The organism is Fredinandcohnia onubensis, from assembly GCF_002734215.1.
GTDB classification, from domain to species: Bacteria; Bacillota; Bacilli; order Bacillales; family Bacillaceae_L; genus Ferdinandcohnia; species Ferdinandcohnia onubensis.
On sequence record NZ_NSEB01000002.1, the window covers coordinates 21,340 to 39,220 of the forward strand.

The following is a 17,881-nucleotide window of genomic DNA, read 5'->3' on the forward strand; positions in this document are numbered from 1 at the left end:
AGGGGAAATGAAAATTGGTTTTATTAGGGACGATAGTAAATGGATTGTGTATAGTAGCTGGAACCTTACTAGGAAAGGTATTGCACCGGATTCCAGATAAAATAAAATCAACTGTAATGCAAGCGATTGGACTTGCTGTTTGTTTGTTAGGTATCCAAATGGGGTTAAAAAGTGAACAATTTCTAATTGTAATCTTTAGTTTAGTGTTTGGCGGCATTCTTGGCGAATGGTGGGGCCTAGAAGATAAACTAAATCAATTAGGAGCTTGGATTGAAAAGAAGGTAGGTTCATCTTCGGATGAAGGGACGATAGCAAAAGGTTTTGTAACAGCTACCTTAATATTTGTCATTGGTGCAATGGCCATCATTGGCGCACTTGATAGTGGATTGCGCCATGACCATCGTGTCCTTTATACAAAGTCGATCATAGATGGATTTACTAGTTTAATATTATCAACAACTTTAGGGATTGGTGTATTATTCTCTGCAGTTCCTGTTATTCTCTATCAAGGTGCAATTGCACTATTTGCGACACAAATTGATAAATTTATTCCGACCGAAGTGATGGACGCGTTTATTGTCGAAATGACGGGTGCGGGTGGCTTGATGATTGTTGCAATTGGTACAAATCTGATAGGAATCACCAATATACGTGTTGCAAATCTGTTACCCGGTATCCTTGTTGTAGCTATCCTCGTAACAGTGGTGTATTATTGGAATTCAATTTTGTTCTTTGCGCAAGGTCTTTTTTAAAACCTCTTCTTAACCGAAGAGGTTTTTTTATAAGGAAAAACGATCTTTTTCAACATTCCCCAGCTCCACTTTACGCAGAAACTGATACTCAGCCTTACAAATACCACTCGCAATGGTATTTGCGATTTTCATAACTAAACTTAATCTTGTGTTTTGAAGGACGAAAAACTCCATAAATCCACTTACATTTACAATCCCAGTAATATGCATGTCGCCAACAGGGGTTAATTCCTTATTTACACCTGCTCCTGGCTTAATTGGACCGTCTCCGATGGTTATGGCTCCCACGTTCTTCAATCTTCCCAAACAGGCGTCTATGCCGATAATAAATGGGTTTGAATATTTCATTTTAATTTCCTCAATTTTTTCTTGAAGATTAACTGCATGAATAGGTTCGTCCAATGTGCCATATACATGAAAGTGGGACAATCTTTTTTCGGTAATTTTTGTGCCAATCAAAGGTCCAAGGCAGTCTCCAGTAGAACGGTCTGTACCGATGCAAAAAATAACAATTGGTTGATTAGTAGTATGTGGGAGCATAGAAGTGATTTTTAAGGCAATTTGATGGTCAGCTGAGTCTTGATCATGTGGAATTCGAAAAGGTTCATTTTTTAGATGGTCAAATAATTTATATCTAAGATTCATAGGCTTTTCACCCCTTTTTAACTGTAGTAACAGTATACGGTGAAATCTAACATTCTATACATCTGAACAAAAAGAATCTTAGAAATAGCAATAGGTTCGTTCTTAGTAGTCAGAGGAATTATGAGGTGTGGAGGGATTATATGTTTCAGGCAGGGTTTCGGTGGATGTTTCTCATTTTAGGAACTGCAATAGGCGCAGGTTATGCGTCGGGAAGGGAGATTTGGCAGTTCTATGGAGAACAAAGTGCCTTAGCTATCATTTTTTTTACGTTCATTTTTATTATTTGTTGCTATATCATTATGAAGATTAGTTATGAAAAAAAAGCCGAGCATTTTGTACCTGTATTAAAAGAATTAGTAGGAGAAAAAGTTTCACATGTGTACGATGTGATTACGATTTTATACTTATTTTCAACAACGGTTGTGATGTTAGCGGGGGGAGGAGCTACTTTAGAGTTATTTGCGATTCCTTTTTGGTGGGGAATTCTGATTTTTGGATTCCTACTGGTCCTAGTCTTTTTGTGGAATATTAATGGCTTGATCTCCATAAACATGGCTATAATTCCTGCCTTAATCATCTTTTTAATTACGGTTTTATTGATTTTCTTATCGTCTAGTGGAAAAGAGATTTCCTTTATTTTTCAAGATCAGAGCAATTGGCCAGCCGCATTTACATTTACAGCGTTAAACATATTACCGCTTGTTGCTGTGTTAGGTGCAATTGGTAAAGAAATGAAGTCAAAAGGGGAAGCCTGGGTTGCAAGTATTGGAAGTGGTTTGTTTTTGGGGGTAATTACCTTTATTTATAATGAGGCACTTATTGAAGTGGCTCAAGAGATTATGCTTTATGAAATTCCGCTATTTATCATCTTAAAGAACTTTCCTTATGTTGCTGTATTTATTATGTCCATTCTATTATTTGGAGCAATATTCACTACTGCAGCGTCGGGATTACTAGGATTATCCACACGTTTTAAAGGAAATTTAAAAATGCCCTTGTGGATGATTTCCACTTTATTGATTTTGCTGATGGTGCCTTTTACGACTTTTGGTTTTTCAACGCTCGTTTCAATCTTATACCCATTATATGGTATTGCAAATTTATACTTATTGGCCGTCATTTTGTTATATCCAATTGTAAATCGCTACAATTTAAAATGATTTCCTGATACAATACAACATATAATGATTCTTCATATAAAAGGATAAAGGGTGGGTGTCGTGGTAGATAAAGACTATGGATTACATGATATTGTAGAAATGAAGAAACCTCATCCATGTGGAATAAATAAATGGAAAATTATTCGATTAGGGATGGATATTCGAATCAAATGTGAAGGCTGCGAACATAGTGTACTCATTCCGCGAAAAGAGTTTGGTCGAAAACTTAAGAAGATTCTTGTGAAGCATGAGGATTAAGCCTCGTGCTTTATTTTTTCGAATTTGCTTTTAAGCGGAAATATTTTCTATAGAATGTTAGTTGCTGTGATTTATAATAGAGGATATTAGATTTTGGTAGGTTTTCTACATGTGTAGGGAGATGAGGAGAATGGCCACATTTAAATCCGCATGTCCTTTAAATTGTTGGGACAGTTGTGGTTTTGTTGTTGAAGTGGAAAACGGTAAAGTTGTTAAAATAGATGGAGATAAAGATCATCCAATTACGAAGGGCAAAATTTGCGGCAGAGGACGTATGCTTGAAGCACGAACAAACTCGGATGATCGTATTCTTTACCCATTGAAAAAGGTAGATGGAGAGTTTCAAAGAATTTCATGGGAACAAGCATTAACAGAAATCTCAGAGAAGCTTTTAGTAGTAAGACAAACATATGGTTCTACCGCTGTTTTGCACAGTCATGACTATGCAAATGGTGGCCTTTTAACTAAAATACCTGATCGATTTTTTAATTGTTATGGTGGTGCCACTGACTTAATCGGTAGCATTTGCTGGGGCTCAGGTATTGAAGCACAAAATTGGGATTTTGGAAATTCAGCAAGTCATGCTCCTGATGATATATACAATAGTAAAAATGTAATTATTTGGGGAAGAAATGTGGCACGCACGAATATGCATCTCTTTGGTTATTTACAGGAGGTAAAAAAGAAGGGTACGAACATAATTGTCATTGATCCCATTTACAACGGAACGGCAAAAATTGCAAATTCCTATATCCCAATTACTCCAGGAATGGATGGTTTTTTGGCGATTGGTATTATGAAGGAATTACTTCGTTTAGATTTACAGGATAAAGGGTTTATTGAAAAGTATACTGTTGGATTTAATGATTTATTGGCTGTAATCGAATCAATATCAATGGAAGAAATTGAAAAAATAACAAATGTTCCACGTGAAACAATTACAGATTTAGCTCACATATTTAGTAACGGGCCAACGGCAACCTATATGGGGTTAGGGATGCAGCGATATGCAAATGGTGGAAATACCATTCGTTTAATTGATGCATTAGTTGCAGTCAGTGGTAATGTAGGTGTCCCAGGTGGTGGTGCTAATTTTGGGAATACACAAGTTGGCCAAAGCTTTGATAGTGCGGCTTTAACACTTCCAGAAAGAAAGAAACAGTCGAGATCTTTCGTTATGAGTGAGCAAGCGGAAAAGATTCTAACTGCTTCAGAACCTCCAATAAAAATGATTATGGTATCAAACGGGAATCCGTTAACTCAGGTTCCTAATACAAATAGAGTGCTGGATGCCTTTCAATCGGTCGATACATTAGTTGTATTAGAACAGTTTATGACTGATACGGCGAGGTTAGCCGATTATGTGCTTCCTTCAGCTACTGTGTTTGAAGAAGAGGATATTTATTATTCATCCATGTACCATCATTTTGTTAATTATGGTCCTAAATTAGTCGAGGCTCGTGGAGAGGCAAAATCAGATGTTTGGATTTGGAGTGAATTAGCCAAAAGGTTAGGGTTTGGTGAAGACTTTAATTATTCAAGAGAAGAATTTATAAAAATGGGAGTAGGCTCATTACAAGACAAGGGTATATCCTTTGAGGAAATTAAGGAAAAAAGTCACGTACCATTGCCTGTAAAGCTTGTACCGTGGAATGATTTTCACTTTTCCACTTCATCTGGAAAATTTGAATTCACATCATCTTTAGGAGAGATGAAAGGGTATGATGGACGTATGAAAATATCATATCCAAAAGAATCGATATTTTCTAATCAAGGGTTAGCTGAAAAATATCCATACTCATTATTAACGATTCACCCTTTACGTTCAAACCATTCACAAAATTACCCTTTGATAGAAGGCCTACAAACAGTAAAAGTTGAGGTTTCGAAGGATATTGCGGAACAGAAAAATCTTGAGCCGAATGATAAGGTAAGGGTATTTAATGATCGTGGGGAAATTACAGGGAAAGTGCAAATATTAAAAGAGTCATCTCCAAAGATTATTTGTATTGATGAAGGACAATGGCATATCTTTGGTGGTAGTGTCAATAATCTCACATCACATGAAGTTTCCGATAACGGACTTGGCAGTACTTTATATGATTGCCTTGTTGGAATTGAAAAGCTTTAGAATGGTGGATTTATACAAAAGCCGTTTCTAGCCGAAACGGCTTGTATTTTTTATAAGGAAAACCTATAATTGTTGAAGGCTAGTATGTTTCGGATAAGAGGAGTGGAAAAATCAATGGCGTTAACAGCAGGTATCGTTGGTCTTCCTAACGTTGGAAAATCAACTCTTTTTAATGCAATTACACAAGCAGGTGCGGAATCAGCGAACTATCCGTTCTGTACAATTGACCCGAATGTGGGGATTGTTGAGGTTCCAGATGAGCGTTTAAATAAATTAACTGAATTAGTAAAACCTAAAAAAACTGTACCAACAACTTTTGAATTTACTGATATTGCAGGGATCGTAAAAGGAGCGAGCAAAGGGGAAGGTCTTGGTAATAAATTTTTATCACATATTCGCCAGGTAGATGCGATTTGTCATGTGGTACGCTGTTTTGCAGATGATAATATCACTCACGTAGCAGGTAAGGTAGATCCAATTGCTGATATTGAAACAATCAATTTAGAGTTGATTTTAGCTGACCTTGAATCAGTTGATAAGCGAATTGACCGTGTTGCAAAGCTTGCTAAGCAAAAGGACAAGGATGCAGTTGCTGAGCATGAGGTGCTTGTACAGTTAAAAGAAGCATTTGAAAATGAGCAGCCAGCTCGTGCAGTTGAATTTACTGAAGAGCAACTGAAATATGTAAAGGGAATGCACTTACTAACAAGTAAACCAGTTTTATACGTTGCGAATGTTGGTGAAGATGATGTTGCAGATCCTTCTTCGAATGAATATGTTCAATTAGTACGTGAGTTTGCTCAAAAGGATAATGCAGAAGTCATCGTTATTTGTGCAAAAATCGAGTCTGAAATTGTGGAGCTTGAAGGGGAAGAAAAGGCAATGTTCCTTGAAGAACTAGGAATAGAAGAGTCTGGTCTTGACCAATTGATTCGAGCTGCGTATCACTTATTAGGACTTGCTACGTATTTTACTGCCGGTGTACAAGAGGTAAGAGCGTGGACGTTTAGAAAAGGGATGAAGGCTCCACAGTGTGCCGGTATAATTCACACTGATTTTGAGAGAGGATTTATCCGCGCTGAGACGGTATCGTATGAAGACCTTCTTACAGGCGGTTCTATGAATGCTGCTCGTGAGGCAGGAAAGGTTCGCCTAGAAGGTAAAGAGTATGTTGTACAAGATGGGGATGTCATTCATTTCCGATTTAATGTATAAGTAATGTCAATGTAACCACAGAACGAGTTTCGTTTTGTGGTTTTTAAATTCAAACATTTCTTGCCTAGTAAATATTCATGTGATATAATATTTTTCTGTGAGTAATTGAAATAATTGCTCCTTGCCCTTTTTAGATAAAAGGGCCGTTAGTCCAAAAGGAGGTGTAACGTGATGAGAAAATACGAAGTTATGTATATCATCCGTCCAAACATTGATGATGAAGCGAAAAAGACTTTAGTTGAGCGCTTTAATGGCATTCTAACAGACAATGGTGCGGAGATTACAAACGTAAAAGAATGGGGTAAGCGCCGTTTAGCTTATGAAATCAATGATTTCCGCGATGGTTATTACATGATTCTTAACGTAATGTCTAATGCTGAAGCTGTTAACGAATTTGATCGTTTAGCGAAGATCAGTGAAGATATTATCCGTCATATCGTTGTTAAAGTAGAAGAATAAGAATTTTTTAGAGTATAGACTCTGTTTGAATATCCTGTTAGGAGATGGTTCTGATGATGAATCGCGTAGTTCTTGTAGGGAGACTTACAAAAGACCCTGAATTACGATATACCCCAAGTGGAGTGGCAGTAGCAACCTTCACGCTCGCAGTGAATCGAGCATTTACGAATCAGTCAGGTGAACGTGAAGCTGACTTCATTAATTGCGTTGTATGGCGCCGACCAGCTGAGAATGTTGCAAACTTCTTAAAGAAGGGCAGCTTAGCAGGTGTTGATGGTCGTCTTCAAACAAGAAATTATGAAGGCCAGGATGGCAAACGCGTATATGTTACTGAGGTTGTAGCAGAAAGTGTTCAATTCCTTGAACCAAGAAATGCAAATGACCAACAGCGTAGTGGTGGAGGTAACCCTGGTGGCGGCTATGGCGGTAATCAAGGTAGCTATGGTGGCAATCAAGGTGGTTTTGGCGGTAACCAGGGTGGAAACCAAGGTAACCAAGGCCAAGGCGGCTATTCTCCATTTGGACAGAGTCAGAACCCAAATCAAAACCAAGGACCTACAAGAGTAGACCAAGATCCATTTGCAAATGACGGACAACCTATCGATATTTCAGATGATGATCTTCCATTCTAACTTGTAAGTCAATTATATAATGAAAACTTAAAAGGAGGGAAAATCAATGGCAGGCGGACGTAAAGGTGGACGTGCAAAGCGTCGTAAAGTGTGTTACTTCACAGCTAATGGAATTACACACATCGATTATAAAGAAGTAGATTTACTTAAAAAATTCGTTTCTGAGCGTGGTAAAATTTTACCTCGTCGTGTAACAGGTACAAGCGCAAAATACCAACGTAAATTAACAGTTGCTATTAAACGTGCTCGTCAAATGGCATTATTACCATATGTATCTGGTGAATAATAAAGAAAAGCGATGATCGCCTAATGCGGTCATCGCTTTTTTAATAGTTTATTTAATGAACTATTAGAATCGTTTCTGAACTTCTTGTTTTAGTAAGAAGAAACGTGGTGAAGAAAGAATTAATAAGGTCATAATAATGGAACAGAAGATGAATGCACCTAAAAAAGTGATGCCGTTAGCTGTTAGAGAAAACCATACTGCTTCAAAGCCTTTTAGTTGTTCAGCGAAGAAGACAAAACCTGATACAAAATGCCAAAAGTAGCGAGCAAGGCTTCCAATGAAAATGGCACTAATGATTAAAACTAATGACTTACCTTTGTTACCAGATCTTAGGCTTTCCTGAACGCCATTTTTAAATAAACCAGCAAATCCAATGAAAGAAAAAGCTAAGAAATAGTCGATGGCTCCTTGAACTGGATGGATAATCCAAGGATCAAAAATCACCTGTAGAAGTCCCCATAAAAATCCTGCGAGGAAACCAACTTTGAGTCCCCATCGAAGTGCGACAATAAATATAGGTATCATTGCGAATGATATAGAGATGGAAGGACCAATTTTTATTGATGGCACAAACATGTCTAATGCTAGCGCTAATACGGCAAAAATCGCCGCTTCAATCATGGCCTGTAACCTAGTATTTCTCATAAAAAAACCCCCTTGAAGTGTGTAATGAACAAAACGCACCCCAAAGGAGAACAACTTTTTAAAAAAAGGTTAAGTTCTCATAAATCTCCACATTCCTACGCTAGCATTAACTAACAGGTTCGAAGGGTCTGAACTCATAACGTTCACTCTCAGCAAATTGCTCCCCTTGTGGTTACGTTTATTAATTAATTACTATCATAATAGAAAATAGGGAAAAGTAAAACAAAAAGTTTCATCACAGTGAAACTTCAACTAAAGACTGTCATGTCCTATGTCAAACGCCGAAGTCACCAAACCCTATGGAAGTCCAAAAGTTGAAGACTTCCTTGTAAATCTTTAAAATAGAAGGTGGTTGTAAAACAGGCTCCTGTTTTTTGATGTGTTGCAATATAAGTTGAGGTGAAAAGGTGAAAAATACAAAATTATTAACAGAAGGTGCCATGCTTTTAGCAGTATACAGTGTACTGTTACTTGTCAGTCTATATCTCCCACTACTTGGAACGGTACTTTCATTCCTTTTGCCCATTCCATTTATTCTGTTTACAGTGAAGTATAAAGTAAAGCAGTCATTGTTGTTTATATTGATTGCCTTTTTCCTATCAGGACTATTAGGTTCTGTTATGGGGATTATACTTACGATAATGTTTGGAGTTACAGGGATTTTATTAGGTGAAATGATTAACAGGGGAAGAAGTGGAATCGAACTATTCTTAGGCGCATGTTTGTCCTATTTATTTTCGATTGTGCTGCTGTTTGTCACGGTTAATCTCGTTCTGCAAGTTAACGTCAATGAAGTACTAAAAGAAAGCACACAAGAATCTTTTGCAATGGCTGAGAGTATAATGAGGGCAACAGGGGGAGAAATGAATACAGAAGCCATTACACGGCTAGAAGAATCGGTTGAAATAATGCAATATATGATGCCAAGTATGTTTGTCTTTCTAGCGATGTTATTGGCTTTCATAACCGTTGTGGCGATTAAACCTGTTCTAGTAAGGCTTCGGGTGAAAATGAATCCATTCCCGCCATTTCGTGATATTAATTTCCCAAAGAGTATCTTATGGTATTACTTATTGATTTTACTTTTGAGCTTTGTTGAGATGGAGAAGGGTACATTTGGATATACCGCCTTTTTAAACTTCTTTTTCATACTGCAGTTGTTAATGGTCATTCAAGGTTTGTCATTTATTTATTATTACTGTCATCAAAAAAGAATTCCAAAGGCCGTACCGATTGTTCTAACGGTCTTAACACCATTTCTCCTTTATATTATTCGAATCTTAGGTATAATTGACTTAGGATTCCAATTGCGAAATCGAATTAGTAAAAAGAAGTAAAACAAAGCTTTAGGAGCTGAAAATTACATGCCAGACTTTTACAAAAGAAAGTTGTTTCGCTATCCCTTATATGCATTACTTGTTATCACAAGTATTTTTAGTGCAATTCTCGTTTATTTTCAGTGGGTGATTGGGTTAGCAAGTTTTCTGCTCCTTGGATTAATTACGTACTATTTGTACAAAGCAAACTCACTTCTTAAAAAAGAAATGGAGCATTATATCTCAACTCTATCCTATCGCTTAAAAAAGGTTGGCGAAGAAGCATTAATGGAAATGCCGATTGGGATCTTGCTATATAATGATGAGTTTCAAGTTGAATGGGCAAATGCCTACTTATCAACTTGCCTTGACGCTGATACGTTAGTGGGAAGATCTCTATATGATGTTGAGGAATTGATTGTTCCTTTAATTCAGCAAGAGGTCGAAAGTGAGACAATTACGTTAAATGAGCAGAAATTCAAGGTAATTATTAAGAGAGAAGAACGATTACTTTATTTCTTTGATGTCACTGAACAAATGGAAATTGTGCAATTATATGAAGCCGAGCGTACAGTGCTAGGGATTATCTTTTTAGACAACTATGATGAAGTTACTCAAGGGATGGATGACCAACGGAAAAGTTCATTAAATAGTCAGGTTACGTCACTCCTCAATGAATGGGCAAATGAACATGGTGTGTTTTTAAAGCGAACCTCATCTGAACGTTTCATCGCAGTGTTTAATGAAGAAATATTATCCAATCTTGAAAAAACAAAGTTTACGATTCTTGATGATGTTAGGGAAAATACAGCAAGGGATAGTGTAGCACTAACCTTAAGTATAGGGATTGGAATTGGAGTCCCAACCCTTCCAGAGCTTGGAGTTTCAGCACAGTCGAGCTTGGACCTTGCACTGGGACGTGGTGGAGACCAAGTTGCGATTAAGCTTCCAAATGGTAAGGTTAAGTTCTATGGGGGCAAAACAAACCCAATGGAAAAACGCACTAGAGTCCGTGCACGCGTTATTTCACATGCTCTAAAGGAAATTGTTTCAGATAGCGATAAAGTCATCATCATGGGCCATAAATACCCTGATATGGATGCTGTAGGTGCTTCCATTGGGATATTAAAAGTAGCACAAATGAATCATAAAGAAGGATATATCGTATTAAATCCGAATGAAATTGATTCAGGTGTTGGGCGGTTACTTGAGGAAGTAAAGGAAAATACGGAGCTATGGTCTTATTTTATTACGCCAGAGCAGGCCCTTGAAATCGCTTCAAATGACACACTGCTTGTTGTAGTAGATACCCATAAACCATCACTAGTGATTGAGGAAAAACTGGTATCAAAGATTGATAAAGTGGTTGTTATTGACCATCATCGCCGTGGTGAGGAATTTATTCAATCACCATTACTCGTCTATATGGAACCATATGCATCATCGACAGCAGAGTTGGTGACGGAACTTCTTGAATATCAACCTAAGAAGAAAAAAATTAATATGCTTGAGGCGACAGCTTTACTAGCTGGAATCATTGTTGATACAAAGAGTTTTACGCTTCGCACGGGTTCAAGAACATTTGACGCTGCATCTTATCTTCGTGCCCAAGGAGCAGATACCATTCTTGTTCAGAAATTCCTCAAGGAAAATATGGATCATTTTAAAAAGCGATCGCGTTTAATTGAGTCAGCATTTATTTATAAAAAAGGAATTGCGATTGCAAAGGGAAAACAAAATGAAACCTATGACCAAGTGATGATTGCACAAGCCGCAGATACATTACTGACTATGAATGATGTTGTCGCCTCATTCGTTATTTCCGTCCGACATGACTTAAGAGTGGGAATCAGTGCACGTTCACTGGGTGATGTTAATGTTCAACTGGTTATGGAAGGTTTAGGTGGTGGCGGTCATCTTACAAATGCGGCAACACAGATAGAAGACATAACAATAGAAGAAGCAGAAGAACAGCTACTTTTAGTAATAGATGAGTATTTAGAGGGAGGAACCAAGAAATGAAGGTAATTTTCTTAAAGGATGTAAAAGGTAAAGGGAAAAAGGGAGAAGTTAAGAACGTATCAGATGGATATGCTCACAATTTCCTACTTAAGCAAAATCTTGCAATTGAAGCAACACCAGCAAATATGAAATCGTTAGAAGCAAAGAAAAATAAAGAATCAAAAGAAGCGGCTGAGGAACTTGCCCAGTCAAAACAGCTAAAGGAAAAGATTGAAGCATTGACTGTTGAGCTGCAAGCAAAAGCGGGTGATGGTGGTCGTTTATTTGGCTCTGTAACAAGTAAGCAAATTGCAGATGAACTCGCGAAAAAGCACGGCATTAAAATTGATAAGCGTAAATTTGATCTTCCTGATGGAATTAGAGCATTAGGTTATACCAATGTTTCTGTAAAATTACATCAAGAAGTAACAGCAACTGTTAAGGTACATGTCAAAGAACAGTAATTTCCATTGAAACTGAATAGGGAAAACAGATAGAATGAAGAATGTGGTTTTGTTTACATACAAGATCACATTTTTTATTTACATGAATGTTAATAAAGCTTTACCATTGGAATTAATTAAAAGAGAAGTATAATAGATAGATAGACATAAAAAAGTATGTAAAGGGAGTGGAGAATAGTTGAGTGACATTTTTGCTGATCGTATTCCTCCGCAAAATATAGAGGCTGAGCAAGCTGTTTTAGGTGCTATTTTTCTAGAACCAAGCTCATTAACTCTTGCTTCAGAAGTATTGATTCCAGAGGACTTTTATCGGACAGCTCACCAGAAGATTTTTGACGCGATGCTAGGTCTCTCAGATAAAGGTGAACCAGTTGACCTAGTAACGGTTACTTCCGAGTTAGCGGATGCGAAAATTTTAGATGAAATAGGTGGCGTTTCGTACTTAAGTGAATTGGCAGGTTCCGTCCCAACAGCTGGCAATATTGAATACTACGCGAAGATTATTGAAGAAAAATCAATACTGCGCCGCTTGATTCGCACAGCAACAACGATTGCTACGGATGGTTATTCACGAGAAGACGAGGTCGATGCACTTTTAGGTGAAGCCGAAAAAAATATTATGGAAGTCGCGAACCGTAAAAATGCGGGTGCTTTCCAAAATATTAAGGATGTTCTCGTACAGACCTATGATAATATTGAAACTCTTCATAATCGTGTAGGAGATATTACCGGTATTCCTACTGGGTTTACAGAGCTTGACAAGATGACAGCCGGATTCCAGCGAAATGATTTAATAATCGTAGCAGCCCGTCCATCTGTTGGTAAGACAGCATTTGCTCTTAATATTGCGCAAAACGTAGCAACTAAGACGGATGAGAATGTCGCTATCTTTAGTCTAGAGATGGGTGCTGAGCAGCTAGTAATGAGGATGCTTTGTGCAGAGGGCAACATAAATGCACAAAATCTACGTACAGGCTCCTTAACACCTGAAGATTGGAGTAAGCTAACAATGGCAATGGGTAGCTTATCCAACTCAGGAATTTATATTGATGATACCCCTGGTATTCGTGTGAATGATATTCGTTCAAAATGCCGTAGACTCAAGCAGGAAAGTGGATTAGGAATGATCCTTATCGATTACCTTCAGTTGATACAAGGTAATGGAAGAAGCGGCGAAAACCGCCAACAAGAGGTATCAGAAATCTCGCGTTCTTTAAAAGCATTAGCCCGTGAATTAAAGGTTCCTGTTATTGCCTTATCACAGTTATCCCGTGGGGTAGAGCAAAGACAGGACAAGCGTCCAATGATGTCTGATATTCGTGAATCAGGGAGTATCGAGCAGGATGCCGATATTGTTGCGTTCTTATACCGTGATGATTACTATGATAAAGAGTCAGAGAATAAGAATATTATTGAGATCATTATTGCTAAACAACGTAACGGTCCGGTTGGAACGGTTTCGTTGGCATTCGTTAAAGAATATAATAAATTCGTCAATCTGGAACGAAGGTTTGATGATGCCAATATGCCACCAGGTGCGTAAGAAGAATGTTAAAGCGTACCCGAATACAGGAAAAAAGACGTATCAAAGTGTGATGATACGTCTTTTTTTGTTTTTCTTACATATTATTGGAGATTAAATCAAATAATAAAAACGAATATTTAATTTTTATCATAACATAATGTTCGTATTTTGTTGTAAAAGAGAAAGAAAACTGTTAAAATATTGACTGGAAATGAACAATATCTTTATATTAACCCTGGGGGTGCATAGTAATGTCAGCAGTCGTAGTTGTAGGAACACAATGGGGAGATGAAGGAAAGGGGAAAATTACTGACTTTCTTTCAGAAAAGGCCGAAGTAGTAGCTAGATATCAGGGTGGAAACAATGCGGGACATACCATCGTATTTAATGGAGAAACGTACAAACTTCATTTGATTCCATCAGGCATTTTTTATCTAGAGAAAATCTGTGTCATCGGCAATGGTATGGTAGTTGACCCAAAGGCATTAGTCAAAGAACTAGCCTATTTGCATGACAAGGGTGTTCATACAGATAATCTACGTATAAGCAATCGTGCCCACGTGATTCTTCCTTATCATATTAAGTTGGATGAATTAGAAGAAGAATACAAAGGGATAAACAAAATAGGGACGACAAAAAAAGGAATTGGACCTGCCTATATGGATAAGGCTTCTAGAGTGGGAATTCGTATTGCAGACTTACTTGATCGAGAAGTGTTTGAGGAAAAGCTTACTCATAACCTTACTGAGAAGAATCGTCTATTCGAAAAGGTTTATGAAACAAAAGGATTTTCGCTAGAGGATATTGTAGATGAGTATTATGAATATGGACAGCAAATCGTTAAATATGTTTGTGATACATCCGTTGTGTTGAATGATGCTCTAGATGATGGACGTCGTGTTCTATTTGAAGGTGCCCAAGGTGTTATGTTAGATATTGATCAGGGAACGTATCCATTTGTTACATCCTCAAATCCAGTAGCGGGTGGGGTTACAATTGGTTCTGGAGTTGGCCCTACTAAAATAAGCCGTGTAGTAGGGGTTTCAAAGGCCTATACAACACGTGTAGGAGACGGACCTTTCCCAACGGAGCTAAACGATGAGATTGGTCATCAAATCCGCGAGGTTGGTCGTGAGTATGGAACGACTACTGGACGTCCACGGAGAGTTGGCTGGTTTGATAGTGTAGTCGTACGTCATGCAAGACGGGTAAGTGGAGTTACTGATTTATCTCTTAATTCAATTGATGTATTAACAGGAATTGAAACATTAAAAATTTGCGTGGCCTATCGATACAAAGGGGAGCTAATTGAGGAATACCCGGCTAGTTTAAAAATTCTCGCAGAATGCGAGCCAGTCTATGAAGAGTTTCCAGGCTGGACTGAGGATATTACAGGAGTGAAAAAGTTAGATGAATTACCAGAAAATGCTCGAAACTATGTCGAGCGTATATCTCAGTTAACTGGTATCCCATTATCTGTATTCTCAGTTGGACCAGACCGAACACAAACAAACGTAGTGCGAAATATATATAGCTAATATCATGAAAAACATAGTTGGAAACAGCTATGTTTTTTTATTTTAAAATTTGCCAAGAACCACCCCTTTCCACTGAAAGCTTAAGTAAATTCTTATATCCTTTTTATGACTATATCACCATGCAATATTTTGCTAAGGTGTCTTTCGTCGTGTAAAAACGACATAAATCTTTTAAAAATTTACGGATTAATGAGAGGAAAGGCTCATTTCAATGTCAAAATCCTACATATTTTGTGTAAAAAATTGTCAGTAATACTACAATTATATTACATATTGGAAACTATTATACTTTTTTTCAAATTCTATGGTAAATTAATAAAGTGTAAATTAGAGAGAATTGTCGAACGATATAATACGTCTTGGCGTATTTTGTAAGACAACGCTTTTCAACTCACAAGGTGAGATGAACGAAAATTTCGGACAAGCAACCTTTGTTCAGGGAGGAAAGACCGTGTCAAACCAAAATAATACAAATAAAACACCAAGAAAATATATGACTTTGTTTAAACGAGTTGCGATAACATCAGTTGCACTTTCGACATTAGTTTTTGGATCAGTATCAGCTGATACGAAAATCCAAACAGTGTATCATGTATACATAGATGGCAGTAGAGTTGGAACAGTTGATTCCAAGAATGTAGTAGAAGAGGTAGTCAATCAAAAAGTAGATTCCTTACAAGATCAATATAAAGAGCTTTCTTTAGTTGCTGATAATGTTTCAATTATTGAAGAACAGGCTTTTCATCCTACTTTCAATAATGAAAATACTGTAAAGGTGCTAGAATCTGAGATTGAAATTGCGGCACAAGCTAAGGCAATTACGATCGATGGAGAACCAGTTGCCTATCTAAAAGATGAAGAAGAAGCGAATGAGGCTCTTAAACAATTAAAATTACAATATGTAAAAGAAGAGCAATTGCAAGAACTTGAAGCGAGAGAAGACGCAGAACAACCTTTGCCTGCATTAGCTGAAGGACAATCTCGTTTATTAGACGTTTCATTTGAGGAAAAGGTTTCAATTTCCGATGAAAAAGTTTCACCGGAGCAAATCCATAATCCTGCTGATACCGTTACATTGCTTCAAAAAGGTACATTAGAAGAGAAAAAGTACCAAGTTAAAGAAGGGGATGTTCTCGGTTCTATCGCGGTAGACCATGATTTAGTGACAGCTGAATTATTAGCGTTAAACCCGGAAATTACAGAAGATACACTCATAAAAATTGGACAAGAATTAAATGTAACAGCGTATAAGCCATTTTTAACAGTTGTAGTAAAGATGGAACAAAATAAAAAAGAAACGATTAACTTTGAAACAAAGGTTAATGAAAACTCAGAGATGTATAAAGGGGACAGAAAAGTCACTCAAGAAGGTCAAGAGGGTGAAAAGACTGTTCACTATGAATATAAAATGGTTAATGGCGTGAATGCTGAAACAAAGAAACTTAATGAAACAATCGTCAAAGAGCCTGTTGCAGAAATCATTGAAAAAGGAACGAAGGTTGTTCCATCCAGAGGATCAGGTCAGCTAGCATGGCCAGCAGTTGGTGGCTATATCTCCAGTCATGTAGGATATAGATGGGGACAACTCCATAAAGGTATTGATATTGCAAGACCAAGTAATTATACGATAAAAGCAGCTGACAATGGGACAGTTGTAGAGGCTGGTTATTCTGGCGGCTTTGGTAATAAAATTGTGATTAACCATAACAACGGTATGAAAACCATTTATGCTCATATGTCATCCCTTAATGTTCGTGTTGGACAAACCGTAACGAAGGGCCAACAAATTGGTGTAATGGGTTCAACTGGTAACTCAACAGGAACTCATCTACATTTCGAATTATATATTAATGGAGCTTTGAAAAACCCATTAGATTACTTATAATAATTGCCAATATACGCCTTCAGCATGATGCTGAAGGCTTTTTTCATAAGTATAAAGAACGATAAAATGGAAGTAGAGATTGGACGGACGACCTATATCACTGTTTTTTTTTACACTTCTGATGATATACCTCCCTTTTTCTGCTAAAGTTAGAGGTAAAGGAACAAAATAAAAGGAACAATTCGAACTATATAATATGAAAACTGAAACTGTATTAGGTAGTAAAGGTTTTTATTTCATTGTGAAGGAGAAAAAGTGAATGGAAAAAGTAATTCTTGTAGTTGATGATGAGAAACCAATTGCGGATATATTACAATTTAATCTTGAAAAGGAAGGGTATAAAGTCATTTGTGCCTATGATGGTAATGAGGCTTTAGAAAAAGTAGAGGAAGTAAATCCTGACCTCATTCTTCTTGATATCATGCTTCCACATAAAGATGGCATGGAGGTTTGTCGAGAGGTGCGAAAAAAGTATGATATGCCAATCGTTATGCTAACAGCAAAAGACTCTGAAATTGATAAAGTATTAGGGCTTGAGCTAGGAGCTGACGACTATGTTACTAAGCCTTTTAGTACGAGAGAACTCCTTGCAAGAGTAAAGGCAAACCTTCGAAGACACCAGCAAATTTCTGAGGCAGTTAGCCAGGAAACAACAAGTGAGATTGCTGTGGGTTCACTTGTGATTCATCCAGATGCCTATGTGGTGAGTAAACGTGGAGAGACAATCGAATTAACACATCGTGAATTTGAACTGTTGCACTATTTAGCCAAGCACTTAGGTCAAGTAATGACACGAGAGCATTTATTACAAACGGTATGGGGATATGATTATTTTGGAGATGTACGTACAGTTGATGTAACCGTACGCCGCTTACGTGAAAAAATTGAAGACAGTCCGAGTCATCCAACATGGATTGTCACAAGACGTGGAGTGGGCTACTATTTACGAAACCCTGATCAGGAGTAAAT

At 37.4% G+C, this 17,881-nt stretch carries 17 protein-coding genes and 1 riboswitch; of the genes, 15 read left to right on the forward strand and 2 right to left on the reverse strand.

Annotation, left to right across the window (positions count from 1 at the left end):
• Positions 1 to 14 precede the first annotated feature (14 nt).
• Positions 15 to 752 carry a DUF554 domain-containing protein gene (locus tag CKK03_RS00615; protein ID WP_099360706.1) on the forward strand — a complete coding sequence of 246 codons (738 nt, stop codon included), beginning with the start codon at positions 15 to 17 and terminating at the stop codon, positions 750 to 752.
• Between the two features lie 27 nt (positions 753 to 779).
• Here the strand turns inward: CKK03_RS00615 and yyaC are convergent, their stop codons facing one another.
• On the reverse strand, positions 780 to 1,397 hold the full coding sequence (yyaC, locus tag CKK03_RS00620) for a spore protease YyaC (protein ID WP_099360707.1): 618 nt from the start codon (positions 1,395 to 1,397) through the stop codon (positions 780 to 782).
• 140 nt (positions 1,398 to 1,537) lie between these two features.
• On the opposite strand from yyaC, the gene CKK03_RS00625 reads away from it, so the two are divergent.
• The 7 genes from CKK03_RS00625 to rpsR all read left to right on the forward strand — a co-directional run bounded on the left by CKK03_RS00625 (position 1,538) and on the right by rpsR (position 7,538).
• Entirely contained in the window at positions 1,538 to 2,557 is a 1,020-nt protein-coding gene (locus tag CKK03_RS00625; RefSeq protein ID WP_099360708.1) for a YkvI family membrane protein, read from the forward strand.
• Positions 2,558 to 2,617: 60 nt separating this feature from the next.
• Positions 2,618 to 2,815 (forward strand): DUF951 domain-containing protein, encoded by a 198-nt coding sequence (locus tag CKK03_RS00630; RefSeq protein WP_099360709.1) that lies wholly within the window; start codon positions 2,618 to 2,620, stop codon positions 2,813 to 2,815.
• A 130-nt stretch (positions 2,816 to 2,945) separates the two neighbouring features.
• Entirely contained in the window at positions 2,946 to 4,946 is a 2,001-nt protein-coding gene (locus tag CKK03_RS00635; protein WP_099360710.1) for a molybdopterin-dependent oxidoreductase, read from the forward strand.
• 114 nt (positions 4,947 to 5,060) lie between these two features.
• Positions 5,061 to 6,161: a redox-regulated ATPase YchF gene (gene ychF / locus CKK03_RS00640; protein WP_099360711.1), complete on the forward strand. Its 1,101-nt coding sequence runs from the start codon at positions 5,061 to 5,063 to the stop codon at positions 6,159 to 6,161.
• Positions 6,162 to 6,332: 171 nt separating this feature from the next.
• The gene (gene rpsF / locus CKK03_RS00645; RefSeq protein WP_099360712.1) at positions 6,333 to 6,620 is read left to right on the forward strand and encodes a 30S ribosomal protein S6; all 288 of its coding nucleotides are present in this window, start codon (positions 6,333 to 6,335) and stop codon (positions 6,618 to 6,620) included.
• Between the two features lie 53 nt (positions 6,621 to 6,673).
• Positions 6,674 to 7,252, forward strand: a complete 579-nt coding sequence (ssb, locus tag CKK03_RS00650) for a single-stranded DNA-binding protein (RefSeq protein ID WP_099360713.1) — start codon at positions 6,674 to 6,676, stop codon at positions 7,250 to 7,252.
• A gap of 46 nt (positions 7,253 to 7,298) precedes the next feature.
• Complete coding sequence (gene rpsR / locus CKK03_RS00655; RefSeq protein ID WP_010677416.1) at positions 7,299 to 7,538, forward strand: 30S ribosomal protein S18; 240 nt, start codon at positions 7,299 to 7,301, stop codon at positions 7,536 to 7,538.
• Positions 7,539 to 7,601: 63 nt separating this feature from the next.
• On the opposite strand, the gene thiT is transcribed toward rpsR, so the two are convergent.
• The gene (gene thiT, locus CKK03_RS00660) at positions 7,602 to 8,183 is read right to left on the reverse strand and encodes an energy-coupled thiamine transporter ThiT (RefSeq protein WP_099360714.1); all 582 of its coding nucleotides are present in this window, start codon (positions 8,181 to 8,183) and stop codon (positions 7,602 to 7,604) included.
• Positions 8,184 to 8,258: 75 nt separating this feature from the next.
• Positions 8,259 to 8,360, reverse strand: a riboswitch (TPP riboswitch).
• A gap of 230 nt (positions 8,361 to 8,590) precedes the next feature.
• On the opposite strand from thiT, the gene CKK03_RS00665 reads away from it, so the two are divergent.
• The 7 genes from CKK03_RS00665 (at position 8,591) to yycF (ending at position 17,879) form a co-directional block, all read left to right on the forward strand.
• A complete protein-coding gene (locus CKK03_RS00665; protein ID WP_099360715.1) occupies positions 8,591 to 9,520 on the forward strand; it encodes a YybS family protein in 930 nt (309 codons plus the stop codon).
• Positions 9,521 to 9,547: 27 nt separating this feature from the next.
• Positions 9,548 to 11,521, forward strand: a complete 1,974-nt coding sequence (locus tag CKK03_RS00670; RefSeq protein WP_099360716.1) for a DHH family phosphoesterase — start codon at positions 9,548 to 9,550, stop codon at positions 11,519 to 11,521.
• Positions 11,518 to 11,964, forward strand: a complete 447-nt coding sequence (rplI, locus tag CKK03_RS00675) for a 50S ribosomal protein L9 (RefSeq protein WP_099360717.1) — start codon at positions 11,518 to 11,520, stop codon at positions 11,962 to 11,964. The genes CKK03_RS00670 and rplI overlap by 4 nt, the downstream gene beginning before the upstream one ends.
• Before the next feature lie 178 nt (positions 11,965 to 12,142).
• Positions 12,143 to 13,507 carry a replicative DNA helicase gene (gene dnaB / locus CKK03_RS00680; protein ID WP_099360718.1) on the forward strand — a complete coding sequence of 455 codons (1,365 nt, stop codon included), beginning with the start codon at positions 12,143 to 12,145 and terminating at the stop codon, positions 13,505 to 13,507.
• Between the two features lie 233 nt (positions 13,508 to 13,740).
• Positions 13,741 to 15,027 (forward strand): adenylosuccinate synthase, encoded by a 1,287-nt coding sequence (locus CKK03_RS00685; RefSeq protein WP_099360719.1) that lies wholly within the window; start codon positions 13,741 to 13,743, stop codon positions 15,025 to 15,027.
• A gap of 451 nt (positions 15,028 to 15,478) precedes the next feature.
• Complete coding sequence (locus tag CKK03_RS00690; protein WP_099360720.1) at positions 15,479 to 16,912, forward strand: peptidoglycan DD-metalloendopeptidase family protein; 1,434 nt, start codon at positions 15,479 to 15,481, stop codon at positions 16,910 to 16,912.
• A gap of 259 nt (positions 16,913 to 17,171) precedes the next feature.
• The gene (gene yycF, locus CKK03_RS00695) at positions 17,172 to 17,879 is read left to right on the forward strand and encodes a response regulator YycF (RefSeq protein ID WP_099360721.1); all 708 of its coding nucleotides are present in this window, start codon (positions 17,172 to 17,174) and stop codon (positions 17,877 to 17,879) included.
• Positions 17,880 to 17,881: the final 2 nt, after the last annotated feature.

Excerpts from the sequence above, each read along its gene's own strand:
- yyaC (WP_099360707.1), bottom strand. The coding sequence starts at position 1,397 with ATGAATCTTAGATATAAATTATTTGACCATCTAAAAAATGAACCTTTT.
- CKK03_RS00625 (WP_099360708.1), top strand. The coding sequence starts at position 1,538 with ATGTTTCAGGCAGGGTTTCGGTGGATGTTTCTCATTTTAGGAACTGCA.
- CKK03_RS00635 (WP_099360710.1), top strand. The coding sequence starts at position 2,946 with ATGGCCACATTTAAATCCGCATGTCCTTTAAATTGTTGGGACAGTTGT.
- ychF (WP_099360711.1), top strand. The coding sequence starts at position 5,061 with ATGGCGTTAACAGCAGGTATCGTTGGTCTTCCTAACGTTGGAAAATCA.
- rpsF (WP_099360712.1), top strand. The coding sequence starts at position 6,333 with ATGAGAAAATACGAAGTTATGTATATCATCCGTCCAAACATTGATGAT.
- ssb (WP_099360713.1), top strand. The coding sequence starts at position 6,674 with ATGATGAATCGCGTAGTTCTTGTAGGGAGACTTACAAAAGACCCTGAA.
- rpsR (WP_010677416.1), top strand. The coding sequence starts at position 7,299 with ATGGCAGGCGGACGTAAAGGTGGACGTGCAAAGCGTCGTAAAGTGTGT.
- thiT (WP_099360714.1), bottom strand. The coding sequence starts at position 8,183 with ATGAGAAATACTAGGTTACAGGCCATGATTGAAGCGGCGATTTTTGCC.
- CKK03_RS00670 (WP_099360716.1), top strand. The coding sequence starts at position 9,548 with ATGCCAGACTTTTACAAAAGAAAGTTGTTTCGCTATCCCTTATATGCA.
- rplI (WP_099360717.1), top strand. The coding sequence starts at position 11,518 with ATGAAGGTAATTTTCTTAAAGGATGTAAAAGGTAAAGGGAAAAAGGGA.
- CKK03_RS00685 (WP_099360719.1), top strand. The coding sequence starts at position 13,741 with ATGTCAGCAGTCGTAGTTGTAGGAACACAATGGGGAGATGAAGGAAAG.
- yycF (WP_099360721.1), top strand. The coding sequence starts at position 17,172 with ATGGAAAAAGTAATTCTTGTAGTTGATGATGAGAAACCAATTGCGGAT.